Genomic DNA, 16481 nt, shown 5'->3' with positions numbered 1-16481 from the left:
CCCGATAGTAAGGCCAGCTACATATTCTGTCGGTACATTAGAATCGCTAACTATGGACCCTCTCCAGTTGCAGGCGCTGGCGGCCGCCGTGGATGGCGGCACGTTCGACGCTGCTGCCCACGCGCTCAGGGTCACGCCGTCTGCGATCAGCCAGCGCATTCGGGCGCTGGAGAATGCGGTCGGCGGAGTCCTCGTTCGGCGCACCAAACCGATCACCGTGACGGCCATGGGCGCGACGTACCTTCGGCTCGCCCGGCAGTTCGCCGCGTTGAGCGAGGAGGCTGCGGCCGAGACATCCCGCGAGGCCGCGGCGACCTGGCCGACGGTGTCCCTCGCGATCAACGGTGATTCGCTGGCAACCTGGGTGATGCCGGCACTCGCGGAACTCGCACACGAGTTTCTCTTCGACATCCATCGGGAAGACGAGGACCACTCGGCGCAGTTGCTCCGTGACGGCACGGTGATGGCCGCCATCACGACCCAGGCGCGGCCGGTCCAGGGCTGCACCTCAACGCCGCTCGGCGTCATGCGTTACCGGCCGATGGCATCCCGGGCCTTCATCGACCGATGGTTCTCGAACGGGACGGATGCCGCTTCGCTCGCGGTTGCGCCCGTCGTGATATTCGACGCGAAGGATGACCTCCAGCACCGCTACCTGCGGAGGTTCTCAAGTGCTGAGCTGGAACCGCCGCGACACTTTGTGCCCGGCTCGGCCAACTTCGCCGAAGCGGTTCGGCTCGGCTTCGGCTGGGGGATGCTGCCGGATCAGCAGTCGCGTGAACTTGAGTCCCGGGGCGAGCTGGTCGAGTTGGACGCCGGGGGACCGGTCGATGTCACGCTTCACTGGCAGCAGTGGGCGTTGCAGATGTCGTCACTCAGCCGGGTCGCCGAGGTGATGGCGGCTGCGGCACGCCGTGAGCTGGGCGGGCCGCGCCGTTCTCCCTCGGCGTGAGAGTCTGCGGGATGCCCGGTTCGCCGGCGGTGGCGCCGTCCGTCAGGCTGCCCCGCCGTTCACGTAAAGGACCTGGCCGTTGACCCAGCGGGCAGGGCCGGCGAGGAAGGAGACAGCTTCAGTGATGTCCTCCGGTGTGCCGAGGCGGCCCATCGGGTTGGCTGAGGCGATTTGCGCGACCAGCTCGTCACTCTTGCCGCTGAGGAACAGCGGGGTTGCCGTCGGACCCGGGGCCACCGCGTTCACCGTGATGTCTCGACCGCGCAATTCCCGGGCGAGGATGAGAGTGAGCGACTCGACGGCGCCCTTCGAGGCCGCGTATGCGCCGTAGGTCGGTGGCTGCAGTCGGGTTATCGATGTCGAGAAGTTGACGATCGCACCACCGTTGCGGACGCGACGCGCTGCGAGCTGGTCGACGATGAATGTTCCGCGAACGTTGGTGCGCATGACCCGATCGAACGACTCCAGGCCCATCTCGGCGATCGGTGCGAGTGGCATGATCCCGGCCGTGTGGACGACGACATCAACGCCCCCGAACTCGCGCTCCGCGAGGTCGAACATCCGGGTCATCGCCGATTCATCGCCCACATCGCCACCGGCGGCGCTGGCCCTGCCGCCCGCCCGGCGCACCGAATCGCGGTCTGGGCGGCGCGTGCCTCGTTGCCCGAGTAATGTACGACGACCGCGAACCCGTCTCTCCCGAGGCGTTCGGCAACGGCTCGGCCGATCCCTCCGGAGCCTCCCGTGACAATGGCGACGCGGTCTGCTGTGTTCTGCATGGGAACTCCTCGCTCTGCGTTGGAGGAACAATACATCTGTGCGCCCGCTCGATGAACCCGTCGCCCGGAGGGATGCTCCTCTGTCAGCGCGGCTGAGGCTGCCAGCCGGAAACGAACTTGGCCACCGCGATGACGAGGAAGAGTTGCCCGGTGATCGCCTCGCTTATCGCCACCGTCTGCACCAGGGGCGCGTTCGGGACGAGGTTTCCGTAGCCGGTCGTGGTCAGTGTGGTGAAGGAGAAGAACAGCTGGCTGGTGAGTGAGTCGTGACTCGCCTCGCCGAACAGGGGCGTCGGAGTCGTCAGGCTGATCAGGTTGTACACGAAGGTGAAGAACATGCCAACCATGACGTACGCGGCGATCGCGCCGAGGAGCGTCTGGACATCGACGGTGACCTTCCGAAACTCATGCGCGACGATGGCCATCGGCGCAACGAGGTAGGCCACCATCGAGGTCGCAGAGAGAATAATGTCGAGGAGCCGTCCTTCAAGACCGGCGAGGTGAACAACCACGGTGGCCAGCCCGGTGACGGCAAGCGCGAGCCAGCCCGCTCGCCGCGCGGACGTTTTCACCTCGGCAACCCAGAGCGTCGCAGCGACGGTAAACAGTTGATACAGCAGGGCGATGGGGTTCGGGTTCAGCGAGGTTTGCGTTGCGCACAGCACGTAAGACACCCCGAGGAGCCCGAGAACCAGCCAGTAACCCGACTCCAGAATCGGGTGGTGCGGTTGTGCGTGCGCGCGCGCGTCCATAACCATCACCCCTCGAGATCGACGACCAGAAGCGACAGAGTATCGGCGGCGGGCAGCGGTGTATGAGGCCAATGGTCGACTCCGCCGCCCATTCATGCCCGATTCGTTCGTGTTCTACTGTTGAGATCCGCCCATCGAAGGAGACCCATGCCCAGTCCCGCCGTCTCTCAGCCGTCGCGGTCTGTCCTCGTTACCGGTGCATCGGGCGGGATCGGCGCGGCTGTCGCCCAGAGGTTCGCCCGGGCGGGCGATCGGGTTGCCGTGCACTATCGAAGTGATCGCGCCGGAGCCGAGGAAACCCTGCGCTCGCTCGATGGGGACGGGCACTCGCTCGTCGCCGGGGATGTCGGGAAACCGGATGAGGCGGCACGCGTGGTCGAACAGGCCATTTCGGAGCTCGGTGAACTCGACGTGCTGGTGTGCAACGCTGCTGTGGCACCCTCGGCGACGAACCGCCACGTGCTCGGCGAGGTGTCGTTTGCCGACTGGACCGCAGCCTTCCGGTCGATGGTCGACGTCAATCTGCTCGGGGCGGCCAACCTGGCGTGGGTGTTCGCCAACCATCTCATCGACAGGGGAGCGCCAGGGGCCATCGTCAATATCGGCTCGCGCGGCGCCTTCAGGGGCGAACCGGAATACCCGGCATACGCGGCGAGCAAGGCGGGACTCCACGCGCTCGGGCAGTCACTCGCGGTGGCCCTGGCTCCACACGCTATTTCGGTGACGAGCGTCGCGCCCGGCTTCGTCGCCACTGAGCGCCAGTTCAGCAAACTCGACGGCGCTGAGGGCGACGCTCTTCGCGCGCAAAGTCCCTTCGGTCGTGTCGGCACACCCGAGGAGGTCGCTGCAGCAGCATTCTGGCTCGCCTCACCGGACGCGGCCTGGTGTTCCGGGGCGATCCTCGACGCCAACGGTGCCTCATATCTCCGCAGCTGACGCGCGACATCCTGGAGCTTCCGTGACCCAAACCGCCATCGCCATCCGTTTTCTTGCCTTCGAAGACCTCGGTACCCTCGAGCCGATCCTGCGGGAGCGCGGTTACGACATCCGTTACCTCGACGTCGGCGTTGACGAACTGATCGGGGTGCGCGACGCCGACCTGGTAGTGGTGCTCGGCGGGCCGATCGGGGCGAATGACGGGGATCGCTATCCGGTGATCGAGCAGGTCATCGGGGTGCTGGCGGAGCGGATTCACGCCGGGCGGGCAACGCTCGGGGTATGCCTCGGCGCGCAGCTCATCGCCCGTGCCCTCGGCGCCGCCGTTGCCGCAGGGGCCGGTACCGAAATCGGGTACGGGCCGCTCGCCCTGACGACCGACGGTGCGGCATCCGTTCTTCGGCACCTGGCGTCGCGACCGGTGCTGCACTGGCACAACGATCGGTTTGAGATCCCCGACGGTGCCGTACGCCTCGCGTCGACGCCGGTGTGCGACAACCAGGCGTTCTCCGTGGGCGCGGCTGTGCTCGCACTCCAGTTCCACCTCGAGGTGCCGCAGCGCAGCATTGAACAATGGCTCATCGGTCACGCCGATGCGCTGACCGGCGCCGGTATCGACCCGCGGACGCTCCGGGCCCAGGCACGCGAGTTCGGACCCGCAATGGAAGAGGGGGCGAGGCTCGTCATCGGGGAGTGGCTCGACGGACTCGGCTGACGATGGGAAGCACTCGCCAAGCCTTCATTTCGGTGCTTTCAGCACTCAAGGATCGACTACATACCGCGTAGTCGGTATGCTCGGGAGAACGGGCGAACGGATTCTGCGAAAAGCCCTCGACGAGGAGGTCGCGTGGAGATCATTGGAGCAGTCCTTGAGCGCTCGGGTGCCGAGGCGCCCTTTGCTGAGTCCCGCCCGTTCACCGTTGGGCCGGTCGAGCTTGACCCGCCTGGCCCCGGAGAGATACTCGTGCGGATCGAGGTGGCCGGGCTCTGTCACTCGGACCTCAGCGTCGTCGACGGCAGCCGCCAGCGGCCGACGCCCATGCTGCTCGGGCACGAGGCGGCCGGGATCGTCGAATCCCTGGGTGACGGCGTCGACGACGTCGCGATCGGAACCCGCGTCGTCATGACATTCCTGCCGCGCTGCGGGACCTGCGCCGAGTGCCTCACCGATGGCAGGCTGCCCTGCAGCGTCGGGAGCGCAGCGAACAACGCGGGCACACTGGTCGGCGGCGGCCTTCGACTTCACAGTGGGGGAGATCCCGTGCGCCACCACCTCGGGGTGTCCGGCTTCGCCAGTCACGCGGTAGTCAGTCGCACATCGGTGGTGCCCGTCGATCCCGACGTGCCCGCCGAGATTGCTGCCCTTCTCGGCTGCGCGGTACTGACCGGCGGCGGTGCGGTGATCAACGCCGGACGACCGGCCACTGGATCGCGGGTGATCGTCGTCGGACTCGGCGGCGTGGGCATGGCCGCCCTGCTCGTTGCCGTCGCCCTCGGCCACGAGGTGATCGGCGTCGATGCGCTCGATGCCAAGCTCGACCTGGCGACAGGGCTCGGTGCATCCGGCAGTTTCACTCCGGGGGATGCCATCGACGCTCACGTCGCTGCCCCGCTCGTGATCGAGGCGGCAGGTTCGCCCCGCGCCTTCGAAACGGCGTTCTCACTCACCGCTCCCGGCGGCACTCTGGTGACCGTCGGCCTCCCCGCCCCGGATGCCATGGCGAGCATCGCCCCGCTCCTCGTCACCGCGCAGGCGAAGACGATCATCGGCAGTTACCTGGGCTCGGCCGTTCCGAGCCGCGACATCCCGCGTTATGTCGACCTCTGGCGACGAGGGGTGCTGCCTCTCGAACGGCTCGTTTCGGCCCGCATCGGCCTTCACGACATCGCTGAGGGCATGGACCGGCTTGCCACCGGCGCAGCGTTACGCCAACTCATCACCTTCGACCCACCCCAACGAATGGACACCGTATGACCCGCACCGCCATCGTCACAGGAGCAGCACGCGGCATTGGCGCCGCGACCGCCAGAAGGCTCGCCGCAGACGGCTACCAGGTTGCCGTTCTCGATCTTCACGCCGACCACGCGGCTGACACCGTTGCCGCGATCGAGGCGGACGGGGGCCGCGCCATCGCCGTCGGTGCCAACGTCGCAGACTCGGATGCCGTGACAGCGGCCGTCGCGCGGGTGGCCGATGAGCTCGGCGCTCCCACCATCCTGGTCAACAACGCGGGCATCCTTCGCGACAACCTGCTGTTCAAGATGACCGAAGACGACTGGGACGCCGTTCTCGGCGTGCACCTGCGTGGCGCGTTCCTAATGAGCCGGGCCGTTCAGGCCCACCAGGTCGCCGAGCGCTGGGGTCGCATCGTCAACCTCTCCAGCACGTCGGCCCTGGGCAACCGCGGGCAGGCCAACTACTCTGCGGCGAAGGCGGGCATCCAGGGGTTCACGAAGACCCTCGCTTTCGAACTCGGCCGCTACGGCGTGACGGCCAACGCCGTCGCACCGGGCTTCATTGAGACTGAGATGACACGAGCGACCTCTGAGCGCATGGGCATCGCCTTCGACGACTTCCTCGCCGGCGCCGCGAAGGAGATTCCCGTCGGACGTGTCGGCCAGCCCGAGGACATCGCCGCGGCCGTCTCGTTCTTCTGCCGTGAGGAGTCCAGTTTCGTCTCGGGCCAGGTGCTCTATGTGGCGGGAGGGCCGAGGTCATGACGATCACCGTTTCGTCACCCGCAACGCTGACGGATGCCATCGGCCGGACGGCGACGGGGGACTGGTTCAGGATCGACCAGGACCGCATCGATGCGTTTGCCGAGGCGACCGAAGACCGGCAGTGGATCCATCTCGACGCCGAGCGCGCGGCATCCGGACCGTTCGGAGCCACAATCGCGCACGGTTACCTCACGCTCTCACTCATTCCCCGGCTGACCGAGGGTCTCGTCGAAGTGGGAGGCGCCGCGATGGTGGTCAATTACGGCCTCGACAAGGTGCGCTTCCTGCAGCCGGTCACGGCGGGATCGCGCGTGCGGGCGAGTTCGACCATCACGAGCGCTGAAAGCACGCCGCAGGGGACCCGCGCGGGTGTGACCGTGACCGTCGAGATCGAGGGTGGGTCGCGACCGGCGCTCGTCGCCAACACGATCGCGCTCTTCGTCGGCTCAGACTGACGACATCACACTGGTGACCACTGCGGTGACGCAGAGCTGAGGCGCTCGTCTTTCGGCGAGCGCCTCAGCTCTGTCTTTCAGCGATTCTGTCTTGTCAGCGATCGTCAGACGCGCTCGAGCACGAGCGCCATGCCCTGGCCGCCGCCGACGCACATCGTCTCGAGACCGTAGCGGCCGCCCGTCTGTCGCAGTCCGTTGATCAGCGTTGACGTGATCCGCGCCCCGGTCATCCCGAACGGGTGGCCGACCGCGATGGCCCCACCGAAGACGTTGAGCTTTTCCGAGTCGATACCGAGTTCGCGTGCCGACGGAATGACCTGCGCGGCGAAGGCCTCGTTGATCTCGACCAGGTCCATGTCGTCGATGCTGAGACCGGCGAGCGCGAGCGCGCGTCGGCTCGCCTCGACCGGCCCGAGGCCCATGATCTCGGGGGAGAGGCCGCTCACCCCTGTCGAGACGATCCTGGCCAGCGGCGACAGTCCGAGCTCGTCAACCACGCGCTCGGACACCACGATGACGGCTGCGGCACCGTCGTTGAGCGGGCAGCAGTTGCCCGCCGTTACCGTGCCGTCCGGCCGGAAGACCGGCTCAAGCTGGCTCAGCGCTTCGACTGTGACGCCCCTGCGTGGCCCATCGTCCTTCGAGACGACGGTGCCGTCATCGAGTGTCACGGGCGCGATGTCCGTTGCCCAGAAGCCACTGGCATCCGCTCTCTCCGCGCGCTGCTGGCTCCGGGCCGCAAACGCATCCTGCTCGTCTCGGGTAATGCCTCGCAGCTCGGCAACGTTCTCTGCCGTTTGCCCCATGGCGATGTACGCGTCGGGCAGTTGCCCGTCCTGCCGGGGGTCGTGCCACGGCGGCTGGCCTCCGCCGGCCCTCGCCTCGGTGCGGGAGATCGCGTCATCGAACAGCGGGTTGGTGAGCGTCTCGCCGGGGATGTAATCGCTCGACCCGCGCATCGACCGGCTGACCGATTCCACCCCGGCGGAGATGAATACATCTCCCTCGCCGGCCTTGATGGCGTGGAAGGCCATGCGCGTTGTCTGCAGGCTCGACGAGCAGTAGCGATTGACCGTGGTTCCCGGCACCTCGTCGAGGCCGAGGAGAATCGACACGATGCGGGCCATGTTCATTCCCTGCTCGCCTCCCGGCAGCCCGCAACCCAGCAGCAGGTCGTCGATGCGGCCCGGGTCGAGGGCGGGGATTTGTGCCAGTGCGTCGCGCACCATGCGCGCCGCGAGATCATCAGAACGGATGCCGGCGAGCGACCCCTTGCGGGCGCGGCCGATCGGCGAGCGGGCGGTGGCGACGATGAATGCTTCAGCCATGTGGTTCCTCTCTAAACGAATGCCTGGATGCCGGTGATGGCGCGGCCGACGATGAGCGTGTTCATATCGAACGTGCCCTCGAAGGTGTAGACCGCCTCGGCGTCGGCGAAGAAGCGGGCGACCCCATGGTCGAGCTGGATTCCGTTTCCTCCGACGATTTCGCGGCAGAGCGCGACCGTCTCCCGCATCCTGGCTGTGGCAAACGCCTTGGCCATCGCCGAGTGGTGGTCTTTCTGTACGCCCTCGTCCTGCATGGCGGATACCCGCATGCACAGGGCGATGCTCGCGGTGATGTTGGACAGCGAGTTCGCCAGCTTCTCCTGCACCAACTGGAACGAGGCAATCGGCTTGCCGAATTGATGGCGCTCTGTGGCGTAGGCGAGGGCTGCTTCATAGGCGCCGACCGCTACCCCGATGGCCTGCCAGGCCACCTCGGCACGGGTCAGCCTCAGCACGATGGCTACGTCGCGGAACGAATGAATGTTGGCCAGGCGGTCGCTCTCGGGGACCCGGACATCCTCGAGGACGATGTCGGCGTTCTCCACGGCACGGAGCGACTGCTTGCGCTCGATCTTGGTCGCGGTGAAGCCGGCGGACGGCTGTCGCACGATGAAGCCCTTGACCTGGTCGTCCGCGGTGTCGCGGGCCCAGATCACCACGATGTCGGCGAAGGTAGCGTTGCCGATCCAGCGCTTCTTACCGTTGAGGACCCACCCATCGCCGTGTCTGGTCGCGGTGGTCTGCAGCCCGCGCGCGGTGTCGGATCCGCTCGTCGGCTCGGTGAGCCCGAACGCACCGATGACCTCACCACGGCCCATCGGACCCATCCACTCCGCGCGCTGTTCCTCGGAGCCGCCGACCCCGATGGCGTTCATGGCGAGTCCGCTGTGCACACCAATGAATGTCGCCGTCGACGGGTCGACCCTGGCGATCTCGAGCGCGATCCAGGCGCGGTAGACGGCGCTGTTGTCGAAGTGCCGGGTTTCGGGCCAGCCCGCCCCGAACATGCCGAGTTCGGCGAATCCGGGGATGAGGTGGCGGGGGCTTCGGGCCTCCTCCCAGAGGCGGTCGGCGTGTGGCCGCACCTCGGCGTCGAGGAAAGCACGGATGCGAGCGACCGAGCGCAGCTCCTCCTCGGTGAGCTGGTCCTGGAAGCCATAGAAATCGGCGTCGAGCACCTCGGGCCGATCGGTCTGTTGCGTGGTGAGCGTCATTGCTTCTCCGTTCGTCGACGACATCGTCTTGCGGTTCGTGAACCGCGATGTACCGTAGTATGCATCATTTTCCAGAATGTTGCACGCATCCAATGGCCACGCGATAGAGTTCCGGCATGCACACCACGACAGACGCTGTGACCGCTCGCGCCACAAGCACGCGCTCTGCGGCAACCATCGGAACCGTCGGCCTCGATTTCGCTCCGTCCTGGCTGTCGAACCGGCTGGCCGAGGCGGCACACGAGGGTTCGGCACGGGCATTCGCCCGAGCCCGCGAGGAGTTCATCGCCGGCCGCCGCATCGACATGAGCGCACTCGCGGCGGACCTCGGCGTCGACCGCACCTCATTGTTTCGCTGGGTGGGCAATCGTGACGCGCTGCTCTCGGAGGTCCTCTGGTCTCTCGCTGTGCCGACTCTTCTCCAGGCGGAGGATGCCACGCGAGACCTGCGCGCCGAGGAGCGGGTAGCGGGCGTCCTCACCCATTTCGTCGATGACCTGATCAGCGCGCCCTACTTCAGGCAGTTCCTGCAGCGTGAGCCCGCTCGGGCGCTCCGGCTGCTGACGACCACCGAGAGCGAGATCCAGCGCCGGTACGTCGCAACGGCCGACTGGCTCGTGCGGCGGGAGCTCGGCGACGCGCCCCTCGGCGGTGCCATCGACCCGGCGGAACTCGCCTACCTCCTGGTCCGGATCTCTGAATCCTTCACCTATGCCGACCTCATTGCCGGTGATGAACCCAGCACCGATCGCGCGCGCGTGGCGTTTCGCGTGCTGCTGAGGGTCGTCTGATGCACTACGGGGTACGGCTGCCATTCGCCACACGCTGGAACGACAACGACCAGTACGGACACCTCAACAACACCGTCTATTACGAGGCGATGGACACCGCCATCAATACCTGGATGATGGGCAATGGGGGCCTCGATCCGCAGGGAGACGCCATTGCCCTGTGCGCGGCATCGTCGTGCGAGTTCCGCGCTTCCGCGTCGTTTCCCGAACCACTCGAGGTCGGCATCGGCATCGAGCGGCTGGGGACGACGAGCGTCACCTGGGCCCTCGGGGTCCTCCGACCGGGGGAGGAGGAGCCGATCGCCGTCGGCCGCTTCGTGCACGTCTTCGTCGGTGCGGCCGACCGTACCCCGACGCCGATCCCCACCGGCATCCGCTCGGTGATCGAACGGGATTTGCTCGCCTGATCCCCCCGGGGTAGTGCGAACATACCGACCACGCGGTATGCTGGCGGAACGCGGTCCCGCTGGGTCGCTCGCTGCGCGGCACTCGCGTGTGAAAGGTGGTCGACGATGACCGACTCTCCCGGGCTGGATGTCAGAGGGCTCACCGAGTGGCTTGCCCGCGAACATCCCGAGCTCTCGAGCGGTCCGTTGTCGGCACGGCTCATCACCGGGGGGCGCAGCAACCTCACCTACCGCATCGACGGCGGGCGTCGGCCCCTGGTGCTGCGTCGTCCGCCGCTGGGTCACGTGTTGTCGAGTGCCCACGACATGGCGCGTGAATACCGGGTGATCACCGCACTGCAGGGCACTGCTGTGCCGGTGCCGCCGACCATTGACCTCGTCGACGACACGGCGGCGAGCGAGGTCACCGGGACCCCGTTCTTCGTGATGGACCTCGTTGCGGGTCGGGTACTGTCCGACCCGGCACAGAACGCCGATTTCGCGTCGGGTGAGCTGCGCGCGCTCGGACTCAGCCTCGCCGGAATTCTGGCCGAACTGCACGCCATCCCGCCGGCATCCGTCGGGCTCGACACCTTTGGTCGCGCGGACGGTTACCTGCACAGGCAGCTGAGGACATGGCGCAGGCAGCTCGATGCGTCGCGCACGCGGGAGGTGCCACGGCTCGATGAGCTTCAGGCCGGGCTCGGTGAACGGATGCCGTCGGCCGGCCGTTCCACGCTCGTGCACGGCGATTACCGGCTGGATAACGCGCTCGTGGATGGCGGTCGTGGCGCGTCAGCGGCCCCGCGCATCACGGCGATCCTCGACTGGGAGATGGCGACCCTCGGCGACCCGCTCGTCGACCTCGGCATGCTCGGCCTCTACTGGAGCATCGCTGAGTTGCCCGGCGGGCGCGGAGTCGCGCCGAGCGCCGTCGACCTCGATGCCGGCTATCCCGGCTTCGACGAGATGGTGGATGCCTATGCCGCGCACGCGGGGATCGCGACTCCCGATCTCGGCTGGTACCGCGCGTTCGCGGCGTACAAGCTCGCCGTCATCCTCGAGGGCATCCATTGCCGCTACCAGGCGGGCGAGACCGTCGGTGACGGCTTCGACCGCATCGGCCAGCTCGTGGAGCCGCTCGCGGAAGAGGGACTCGCCCGCTCCGCCCTGAGAGGACACTGACGACCATGGACTTCGCCGAAGACCCCCGCACGATCGAACTGGCCACAACACTGCGCGCCTTTCTCGACGAGCACGTGATTCCCGCCGAGCCGATGCTCGACGCTCAACTTCGAGCGACGCCGGACGAGTGGGGATTCCGGCCCGTCGTCGATGAGCTGCGGGGGCTGGCACGCGCGCGCGGGTTGTGGAACCTGTTCCTGCCTGGTGAACACGGGGCGAACCTCACCAACCTGCAGTACGCGCCGCTCGCGGAGCTCACCGGGTGGAGTCCGCGACTCGCGCCTGTCGCCCTCAACTGTGCGGCGCCGGACACGGGCAACATGGAGGTGCTCGCCGACTTCGGCACCGAAGAGCAGAAGAAACGCTGGCTCGAACCGCTCCTCGACGCCCGCATCCGTTCGGCGTTCTGTATGACCGAGCCGGAGGTGGCGTCGTCCGATGCAACCAACGTCGCTACCAGCATCCGTCGTGACGGGGACCACTACGTGATCTCCGGGCGGAAGTGGTGGTCGACCGGTGCGATGAACCCGAACGCCGAGATCCTGATCGTGATGGGCAAGACCGACCCTGCGGCCGAGCGGCACAGGCAGCAGTCGATGATTCTGGTTCCGAGGGATGCCGCCGGCGTCGAGGTCGTGCGGCCGCTCACCGTTTTCGGCTACGACGACCGGGATCACGGTGGGCACGCTGAGATCGTGTTCCACGATGTGCGGGTGCCGGTGTCGAACCTGATCGGGGCTGAGGGCGACGGATTCGCTATCGCGCAGGCGCGGCTCGGACCGGGCAGGATTCACCACTGCATGCGGGCGCTCGGCATGGCGGAGCGCGCCGTTGCCCTGGTGCGCGAGCGCGCCAACGACCGTGTCGCCTTCGGCGCGCCGCTCGCGAGCCAGGGCGTCGTGCGCGAATGGGCCGCCGAGTCGCGCATCAGCATCGAGTCGCTGCGGCTGCTCGTGCTGAAAACCGCCTGGCTCATGGACACCGTCGGCAACCGTGCCGCGATGACCGAGATCCAGGCCATCAAGATCGCCGTTCCGCGCGCTGTTCAGACGATCCTCGACCGGGCCATGCAGCTCTTCGGTGGTGCAGGCCTGTCTCAGGACGTCCCGCTCGCCGAGATGTTCGCGGGCGCGAGAGCACTGCGCATCGCTGACGGTCCCGACGAAGTCCACCTCGCCGCGCTCGGAAAAGCCGAGCTGCGGCGCTGAAAAGTCGTTACCCCCAACCACCCCTGTGATCAAAGGAGATCCCCATGGCACACCACCCAGACCTCGCCATCGACGGCGACGGCTTCGGCACGCTCTCGGTCGCGAGCATCCTCTCTGAAACCGCGAACCGGAGGCCCGACAGCCCCGCCATTCACTTCTACGGCAACACGATCAGCTACGGGCAGCTGTGGGACGAGACGCGCGCATATGCCGGCGCCCTCCGGGACCGCGGCATCGGACGCGGCGACCGGGTCGCGATGCTCGTTCCCAACGTGCCCGACTTTCCGCGGGTGTACTACGCGGCGCTGTCGCTCGGTGCCATCGTCGTTCCGATCCACCTGCTCTTCAAAGCCGAGGAGATCGCTTTCGTGCTGAAGGACAGCGGGGCCGACGTGCTCGTTGCCGCAGCGCCGCTGCTCGCCGAAGCGATCCCGGCTGCTGAGGCCGCCGGGGTGCCGCTCGTCTCTGTGCTCGTGCCGCCGCCCGAGGCAGGCGGCCCAGACCTGCCGCGTCTCGAGGCCGAAGCCGCGGCATCCGAACCGATCCAACGGATTGTCTCGATGAACCCGCTCGAAGCGGCAACGATCCTCTACACGAGCGGGACCACCGGGACGCCCAAGGGGGCGGTGGGATCTCACCTCGCTGTCGTCGAGCAGGTGCACTGCTCACTCATCGACTCCTTCGATATGCGCACCGACGATGTGATCTTCGGCGGGCTGCCGCTCTTCCACACCTTCGGGCAGACCGCCGTCATGAACATCGCCTTCCGGCGCGGCGCGTCGATCATCCTGTTGCCGCGGTTCGACCCGGACGAGGCACTCGCGCTGCTCGTCGCGCACCAGGCGACGGTGTTCACCGCGGTGCCGACGATGTTCGTCGGCATGATCCAGGCCGCGTCCCGTACGGGTGAGCGCCCGCCGCTCCGCTACGCGGTGTCGGGCGGTGCGGCGCTGCCGGTTGCGGTGCTCGAGGCCTTCCAGCAGGCATACGGTGCCGAGGTGCACGAGGGTTACGGCCTCACCGAGACGGCGCCGACCGTGTCGTTCAACAGTGTGTACGAGCCCATTCGCCCCGGAACCGTTGGCCGTGCACTCTGGGGCGTCGACATCGCGATCGCCGAGGCCGAGGTCGAGGGGCGTATCGAGTTTGCGCCGCCCGGTGCTCTCGGCGAGATCATCGTTCGGGGCCACAACCTCTTCAAGGGGTACCTCGGTCGAGCGGATGCCTCGGCGGAGGCGGTTGTCGACGGCTGGTTCCGCACGGGCGACCTCGGCACATATGAGGACGGGATCGTCACGATCGTCGACCGCAAGAAGGACATGATCGTGCGCAACGGGTACAACGTGTACCCCACCGAGGTCGAGGCTGTGCTGTCCCGCCATCCGGATGTCGCGATGGCCGCCGTGTTCGGGCTCGCCCACGACACGCACGGCCAGGAGGTGCACGCCGCTGTGGTCGCGCTCGACGGGCGGGAGCTCGACTCCGACGAACTCATCGCGTTCTGCAAGGAGCGCATTGCCGCGTACAAGTACCCCCGGGTGGTGCACCTCGTCGACGCCCTGCCCCTCGGCGGCAGCGGCAAGGTGCTGAAGCGGCACCTCGTCGACCAGTTCACCGTCCTGCAGGGCTGAGCCCGGCCGCGGAGGCGTCAGCGCCGGGCGGGGTTTGTCCGTCGCGGTCGGCGGCGCGGGTCGCGCGGTCGGCGGCCGTTCGTCTGTCACAACGTGCGGTTATGGCGCGGGTTAACCACCATTTGTGACAGATGAATGCTGGGCGGGGCTCATCCGTCGCGGATGTGGGCGGTGGCGGCCCTTCATCTGTCATAAAGTGCGCTTATGGCGCGGGTTTAGCAACCATTTGTGACAGATGAGTGTCGAGGGTTCGTCCGTCACCAACGGCGGCGCGGGGCGGCACCGCCCGTCACCTTCACTTCGGGAGGAGAAACCGCGGGTCCGCCGCCGATACGTCGACTCACCCGGAGAATTACCCCCCGAAGCAAGGGGTGCAGGCGCTCGGGCGCCACCCCAGGGCCGGAGCGACGGGAGGGGTTCGTCCGTCGCGGACGCGGGTCGGCGCCGCCCGTCACCTTCACTTCGGGAGGAGAAACAGCGGGTCCGCCGCCGATACGTTGATGCACCCGGCGAATTACCTCCCGAAACACCGGTGCAGGCGCATGGCGACACCCCAGGACCCGAGTGCCGGGCGCGGTTCGTCCGTCGCGAATGGCGCGGTTCGTCCGCCGCGAATGCCGGCTTCGTCCGTCGCGAATGTCGGCTTCGAGCTTCGCGAAGGGTGCCAGGGCCGTGCGTCGGCGGCCCTTCGTCTGTCACAAAGTGCGGTTATGGCGGGGGTTTAGCCGCCTTTTGTGACAGATGAGCGCCGGAGCGGTGACGGATGCCCCCACACAAGCGGATGCCGCGGGCCTGGCAGGTCCGCGGCATCCGTGCTCTCTGTTGCGGCTTAGTCCTCAGGCACGCCCTCGTTGCTGAGCGACACGGGTTCAACCTCTTCCTTCGAGACCTTGCCGTCGCCGTCACTCACATAGGTGGAACCGACGAAATCCTGGACACCGCCGTCGACGGTGGTGATGCCGACGCCCATGAAGGCCGCGTGGCTGTCGTCGCCGAACGACAGTGGTACGACGCCGTTCCCCTCGAGATCGCCCGAGCTGATGGCCTCGATCAGGCTCTCCCTCGTGGGGTCTTCGCCGGCGGCCGCGAGCGCTTCGGCGAAGAGGTAGCCGACGCTCATGCCGTAGACGGTGTTGCCGTCGAACGGAGCGTCATCGTTGTACTCGGCGTTGATCTCCTCGAACAGGGCGCGCCACTCGTCGTCCTGGCCGAAGGGCAGGTAGTTGGTGCTGACAAATCCCTGCAGCAGCTTCGGGGCAAGGCCTGCGCCGAGGAAGGTGAGGAGGGTCGGGTAGTCGCCGCCGGAGGACGACGAGAACCACTGCGGTGCATAGCCGAGCTTCGCCGCTGTACCGACCGCGAGGGCGGTGAAACCGTTGACGGTCGCGAGCATGTTGATCTCGCAGCCCGCCGCCTTCATGGCGCTGATCTGGGCGACGACGTCCTGGTTGGACACCGAGTACGTCTGAACGCTGGCGAGCCCGTCAGCGCCGAGGACGTTCTGCAGCCCCGTCGTGAACTCCGTGCCGAAGTCATCGTCCTGGCCCAGTACGCAGACGCTCTTGCCGGGGAACTCATCCTCGGCGTATTGAGCGAGCGCCTCGCCCTCCGCGACGTAGTCGACGTTGTACGCGAAGGTGTACGGGTACTTCTCGGGCTGGTTCCAGCTCGTGGAACCCGACGCGACGAACAGGTCGGGCACCTTCTTCTGGTTGAGGTAGTCGAGCACCGAGGTGTGCGTCGGTGTGCCGAGCCCGTTCACCACGGCGAAGACCTCGTCCTCCTCGACGAGTTCACGCACGACGTTCTGGGTGTTCGATGGGTTGTAGCCGTCGTCCTTGACGACGTACTCGATGGTGCGGCCGTGGATTCCACCCTGCTCGTTGAGGTACTCGAAGTAGGCGGTCGTCGCCGCGGAGATCGAGGCGTACCCCGCGGCGGCTGGCCCGGTGAGCGGGTGGTGGGTGCCGATGGTCACGGTCTCTTCGGTGATCCCCGGCGTGTTGGCGGCCTCGCCCGCCGGTGCCGGGGTGCTGCATCCGCTCAGCGCGATGATCATGACGGATGCCGCTGCGACGGTAATGGCGCTGCGTGGTGCACTGCGTGGTGCGCTGCGTGGTGGTGCGCTTCGATGTGACATGGG

Annotated in this window: 15 protein-coding genes and 1 pseudogene; 11 read left to right on the top strand and 5 right to left on the bottom strand. The window is 67.2% G+C overall.

Annotation, left to right across the window (positions count from 1 at the left end):
• Positions 1-52 precede the first annotated feature (52 nt).
• Entirely contained in the window at positions 53-952 is a 900-nt protein-coding gene (locus tag AC1C2M_RS05935) for a LysR family transcriptional regulator ArgP (protein WP_495435555.1), read from the top strand.
• A 42-nt stretch (positions 953-994) separates the two neighbouring features.
• On the opposite strand, the pseudogene AC1C2M_RS05930 reads toward AC1C2M_RS05935, so the two are convergent.
• Together AC1C2M_RS05930 and AC1C2M_RS05925 are read right to left on the bottom strand one after the other, a co-directional pair.
• A pseudogene (locus AC1C2M_RS05930) lies at positions 995-1731 on the bottom strand (SDR family oxidoreductase).
• A gap of 83 nt (positions 1732-1814) precedes the next feature.
• Positions 1815-2483, bottom strand: a complete 669-nt coding sequence (locus AC1C2M_RS05925) for an ion channel (RefSeq protein WP_495433838.1) — start codon at positions 2481-2483, stop codon at positions 1815-1817.
• A 147-nt stretch (positions 2484-2630) separates the two neighbouring features.
• Between AC1C2M_RS05925 and AC1C2M_RS05920 the strand changes: the two genes are divergently transcribed.
• The 5 genes from AC1C2M_RS05920 to AC1C2M_RS05900 all read left to right on the top strand — a co-directional run bounded on the left by AC1C2M_RS05920 (position 2631) and on the right by AC1C2M_RS05900 (position 6595).
• On the top strand, positions 2631-3419 hold the full coding sequence (locus AC1C2M_RS05920; RefSeq protein WP_495435554.1) for an SDR family NAD(P)-dependent oxidoreductase: 789 nt from the start codon (positions 2631-2633) through the stop codon (positions 3417-3419).
• Positions 3420-3441: 22 nt separating this feature from the next.
• The gene (locus tag AC1C2M_RS05915; protein ID WP_495435553.1) at positions 3442-4134 is read left to right on the top strand and encodes a glutamine amidotransferase; all 693 of its coding nucleotides are present in this window, start codon (positions 3442-3444) and stop codon (positions 4132-4134) included.
• A gap of 132 nt (positions 4135-4266) precedes the next feature.
• Positions 4267-5394, top strand: coding sequence for an alcohol dehydrogenase catalytic domain-containing protein (locus AC1C2M_RS05910; protein WP_495435552.1), 1128 nt, complete (start codon positions 4267-4269; stop codon positions 5392-5394).
• Complete coding sequence (fabG, locus tag AC1C2M_RS05905) at positions 5391-6140, top strand: 3-oxoacyl-ACP reductase FabG (RefSeq protein ID WP_495435551.1); 750 nt, start codon at positions 5391-5393, stop codon at positions 6138-6140. Before AC1C2M_RS05910 ends, fabG begins: the two co-directional genes overlap by 4 nt.
• On the top strand, positions 6137-6595 hold the full coding sequence (locus tag AC1C2M_RS05900; protein ID WP_495435550.1) for a MaoC family dehydratase: 459 nt from the start codon (positions 6137-6139) through the stop codon (positions 6593-6595). Before fabG ends, AC1C2M_RS05900 begins: the two co-directional genes overlap by 4 nt.
• 104 nt (positions 6596-6699) lie before the next feature.
• Here the strand turns inward: AC1C2M_RS05900 and AC1C2M_RS05895 are convergent, their stop codons facing one another.
• Together AC1C2M_RS05895 and AC1C2M_RS05890 are read right to left on the bottom strand one after the other, a co-directional pair.
• Positions 6700-7923, bottom strand: a complete 1224-nt coding sequence (locus AC1C2M_RS05895) for an acetyl-CoA C-acetyltransferase (protein WP_495435549.1) — start codon at positions 7921-7923, stop codon at positions 6700-6702.
• Between the two features lie 11 nt (positions 7924-7934).
• Positions 7935-9137: an acyl-CoA dehydrogenase family protein gene (locus AC1C2M_RS05890; RefSeq protein WP_495435548.1), complete on the bottom strand. Its 1203-nt coding sequence runs from the start codon at positions 9135-9137 to the stop codon at positions 7935-7937.
• A 116-nt stretch (positions 9138-9253) separates the two neighbouring features.
• Between AC1C2M_RS05890 and AC1C2M_RS05885 the strand changes: the two genes are divergently transcribed.
• The 5 genes from AC1C2M_RS05885 to AC1C2M_RS05865 all read left to right on the top strand — a co-directional run bounded on the left by AC1C2M_RS05885 (position 9254) and on the right by AC1C2M_RS05865 (position 14338).
• Positions 9254-9928: a QsdR family transcriptional regulator gene (locus tag AC1C2M_RS05885; protein WP_495435547.1), complete on the top strand. Its 675-nt coding sequence runs from the start codon at positions 9254-9256 to the stop codon at positions 9926-9928.
• Complete coding sequence (locus AC1C2M_RS05880; RefSeq protein WP_495435546.1) at positions 9928-10335, top strand: acyl-CoA thioesterase; 408 nt, start codon at positions 9928-9930, stop codon at positions 10333-10335. The genes AC1C2M_RS05885 and AC1C2M_RS05880 overlap by 1 nt, the downstream gene beginning before the upstream one ends.
• Positions 10336-10440: 105 nt before the next feature.
• Positions 10441-11499, top strand: coding sequence for a phosphotransferase family protein (locus AC1C2M_RS05875; RefSeq protein ID WP_495435545.1), 1059 nt, complete (start codon positions 10441-10443; stop codon positions 11497-11499).
• Positions 11500-11504: 5 nt separating this feature from the next.
• Positions 11505-12707: an acyl-CoA dehydrogenase family protein gene (locus AC1C2M_RS05870; RefSeq protein WP_495435544.1), complete on the top strand. Its 1203-nt coding sequence runs from the start codon at positions 11505-11507 to the stop codon at positions 12705-12707.
• 44 nt (positions 12708-12751) lie between these two features.
• Complete coding sequence (locus tag AC1C2M_RS05865) at positions 12752-14338, top strand: AMP-binding protein (protein WP_495435543.1); 1587 nt, start codon at positions 12752-12754, stop codon at positions 14336-14338.
• A gap of 829 nt (positions 14339-15167) precedes the next feature.
• Here the strand turns inward: AC1C2M_RS05865 and AC1C2M_RS05860 are convergent.
• Entirely contained in the window at positions 15168-16478 is a 1311-nt protein-coding gene (locus AC1C2M_RS05860; protein WP_495435542.1) for an ABC transporter substrate-binding protein, read from the bottom strand.
• Positions 16479-16481: the final 3 nt, after the last annotated feature.

The organism is Mycetocola sp. Y444 (genome assembly GCF_059445295.1).
The sequence above is the reverse complement of the archived record's forward strand: the minus strand, read 5'-3'. Positions and strand labels throughout refer to the sequence as shown.

Coding starts and splice junctions, on each gene's coding strand:
- AC1C2M_RS05935 (WP_495435555.1), top strand. CDS start 53: ATGGACCCTCTCCAGTTGCAGGCGCTGGCGGCCGCCGTGGATGGCGGC.
- AC1C2M_RS05925 (WP_495433838.1), bottom strand. CDS start 2,483: ATGGACGCGCGCGCGCACGCACAACCGCACCACCCGATTCTGGAGTCG.
- AC1C2M_RS05920 (WP_495435554.1), top strand. CDS start 2,631: ATGCCCAGTCCCGCCGTCTCTCAGCCGTCGCGGTCTGTCCTCGTTACC.
- fabG (WP_495435551.1), top strand. CDS start 5,391: ATGACCCGCACCGCCATCGTCACAGGAGCAGCACGCGGCATTGGCGCC.
- AC1C2M_RS05900 (WP_495435550.1), top strand. CDS start 6,137: ATGACGATCACCGTTTCGTCACCCGCAACGCTGACGGATGCCATCGGC.
- AC1C2M_RS05895 (WP_495435549.1), bottom strand. CDS start 7,923: ATGGCTGAAGCATTCATCGTCGCCACCGCCCGCTCGCCGATCGGCCGC.
- AC1C2M_RS05890 (WP_495435548.1), bottom strand. CDS start 9,137: ATGACGCTCACCACGCAACAGACCGATCGGCCCGAGGTGCTCGACGCC.
- AC1C2M_RS05885 (WP_495435547.1), top strand. CDS start 9,254: ATGCACACCACGACAGACGCTGTGACCGCTCGCGCCACAAGCACGCGC.
- AC1C2M_RS05880 (WP_495435546.1), top strand. CDS start 9,928: ATGCACTACGGGGTACGGCTGCCATTCGCCACACGCTGGAACGACAAC.
- AC1C2M_RS05875 (WP_495435545.1), top strand. CDS start 10,441: ATGACCGACTCTCCCGGGCTGGATGTCAGAGGGCTCACCGAGTGGCTT.
- AC1C2M_RS05870 (WP_495435544.1), top strand. CDS start 11,505: ATGGACTTCGCCGAAGACCCCCGCACGATCGAACTGGCCACAACACTG.
- AC1C2M_RS05865 (WP_495435543.1), top strand. CDS start 12,752: ATGGCACACCACCCAGACCTCGCCATCGACGGCGACGGCTTCGGCACG.
- AC1C2M_RS05860 (WP_495435542.1), bottom strand. CDS start 16,478: ATGTCACATCGAAGCGCACCACCACGCAGCGCACCACGCAGTGCACCA.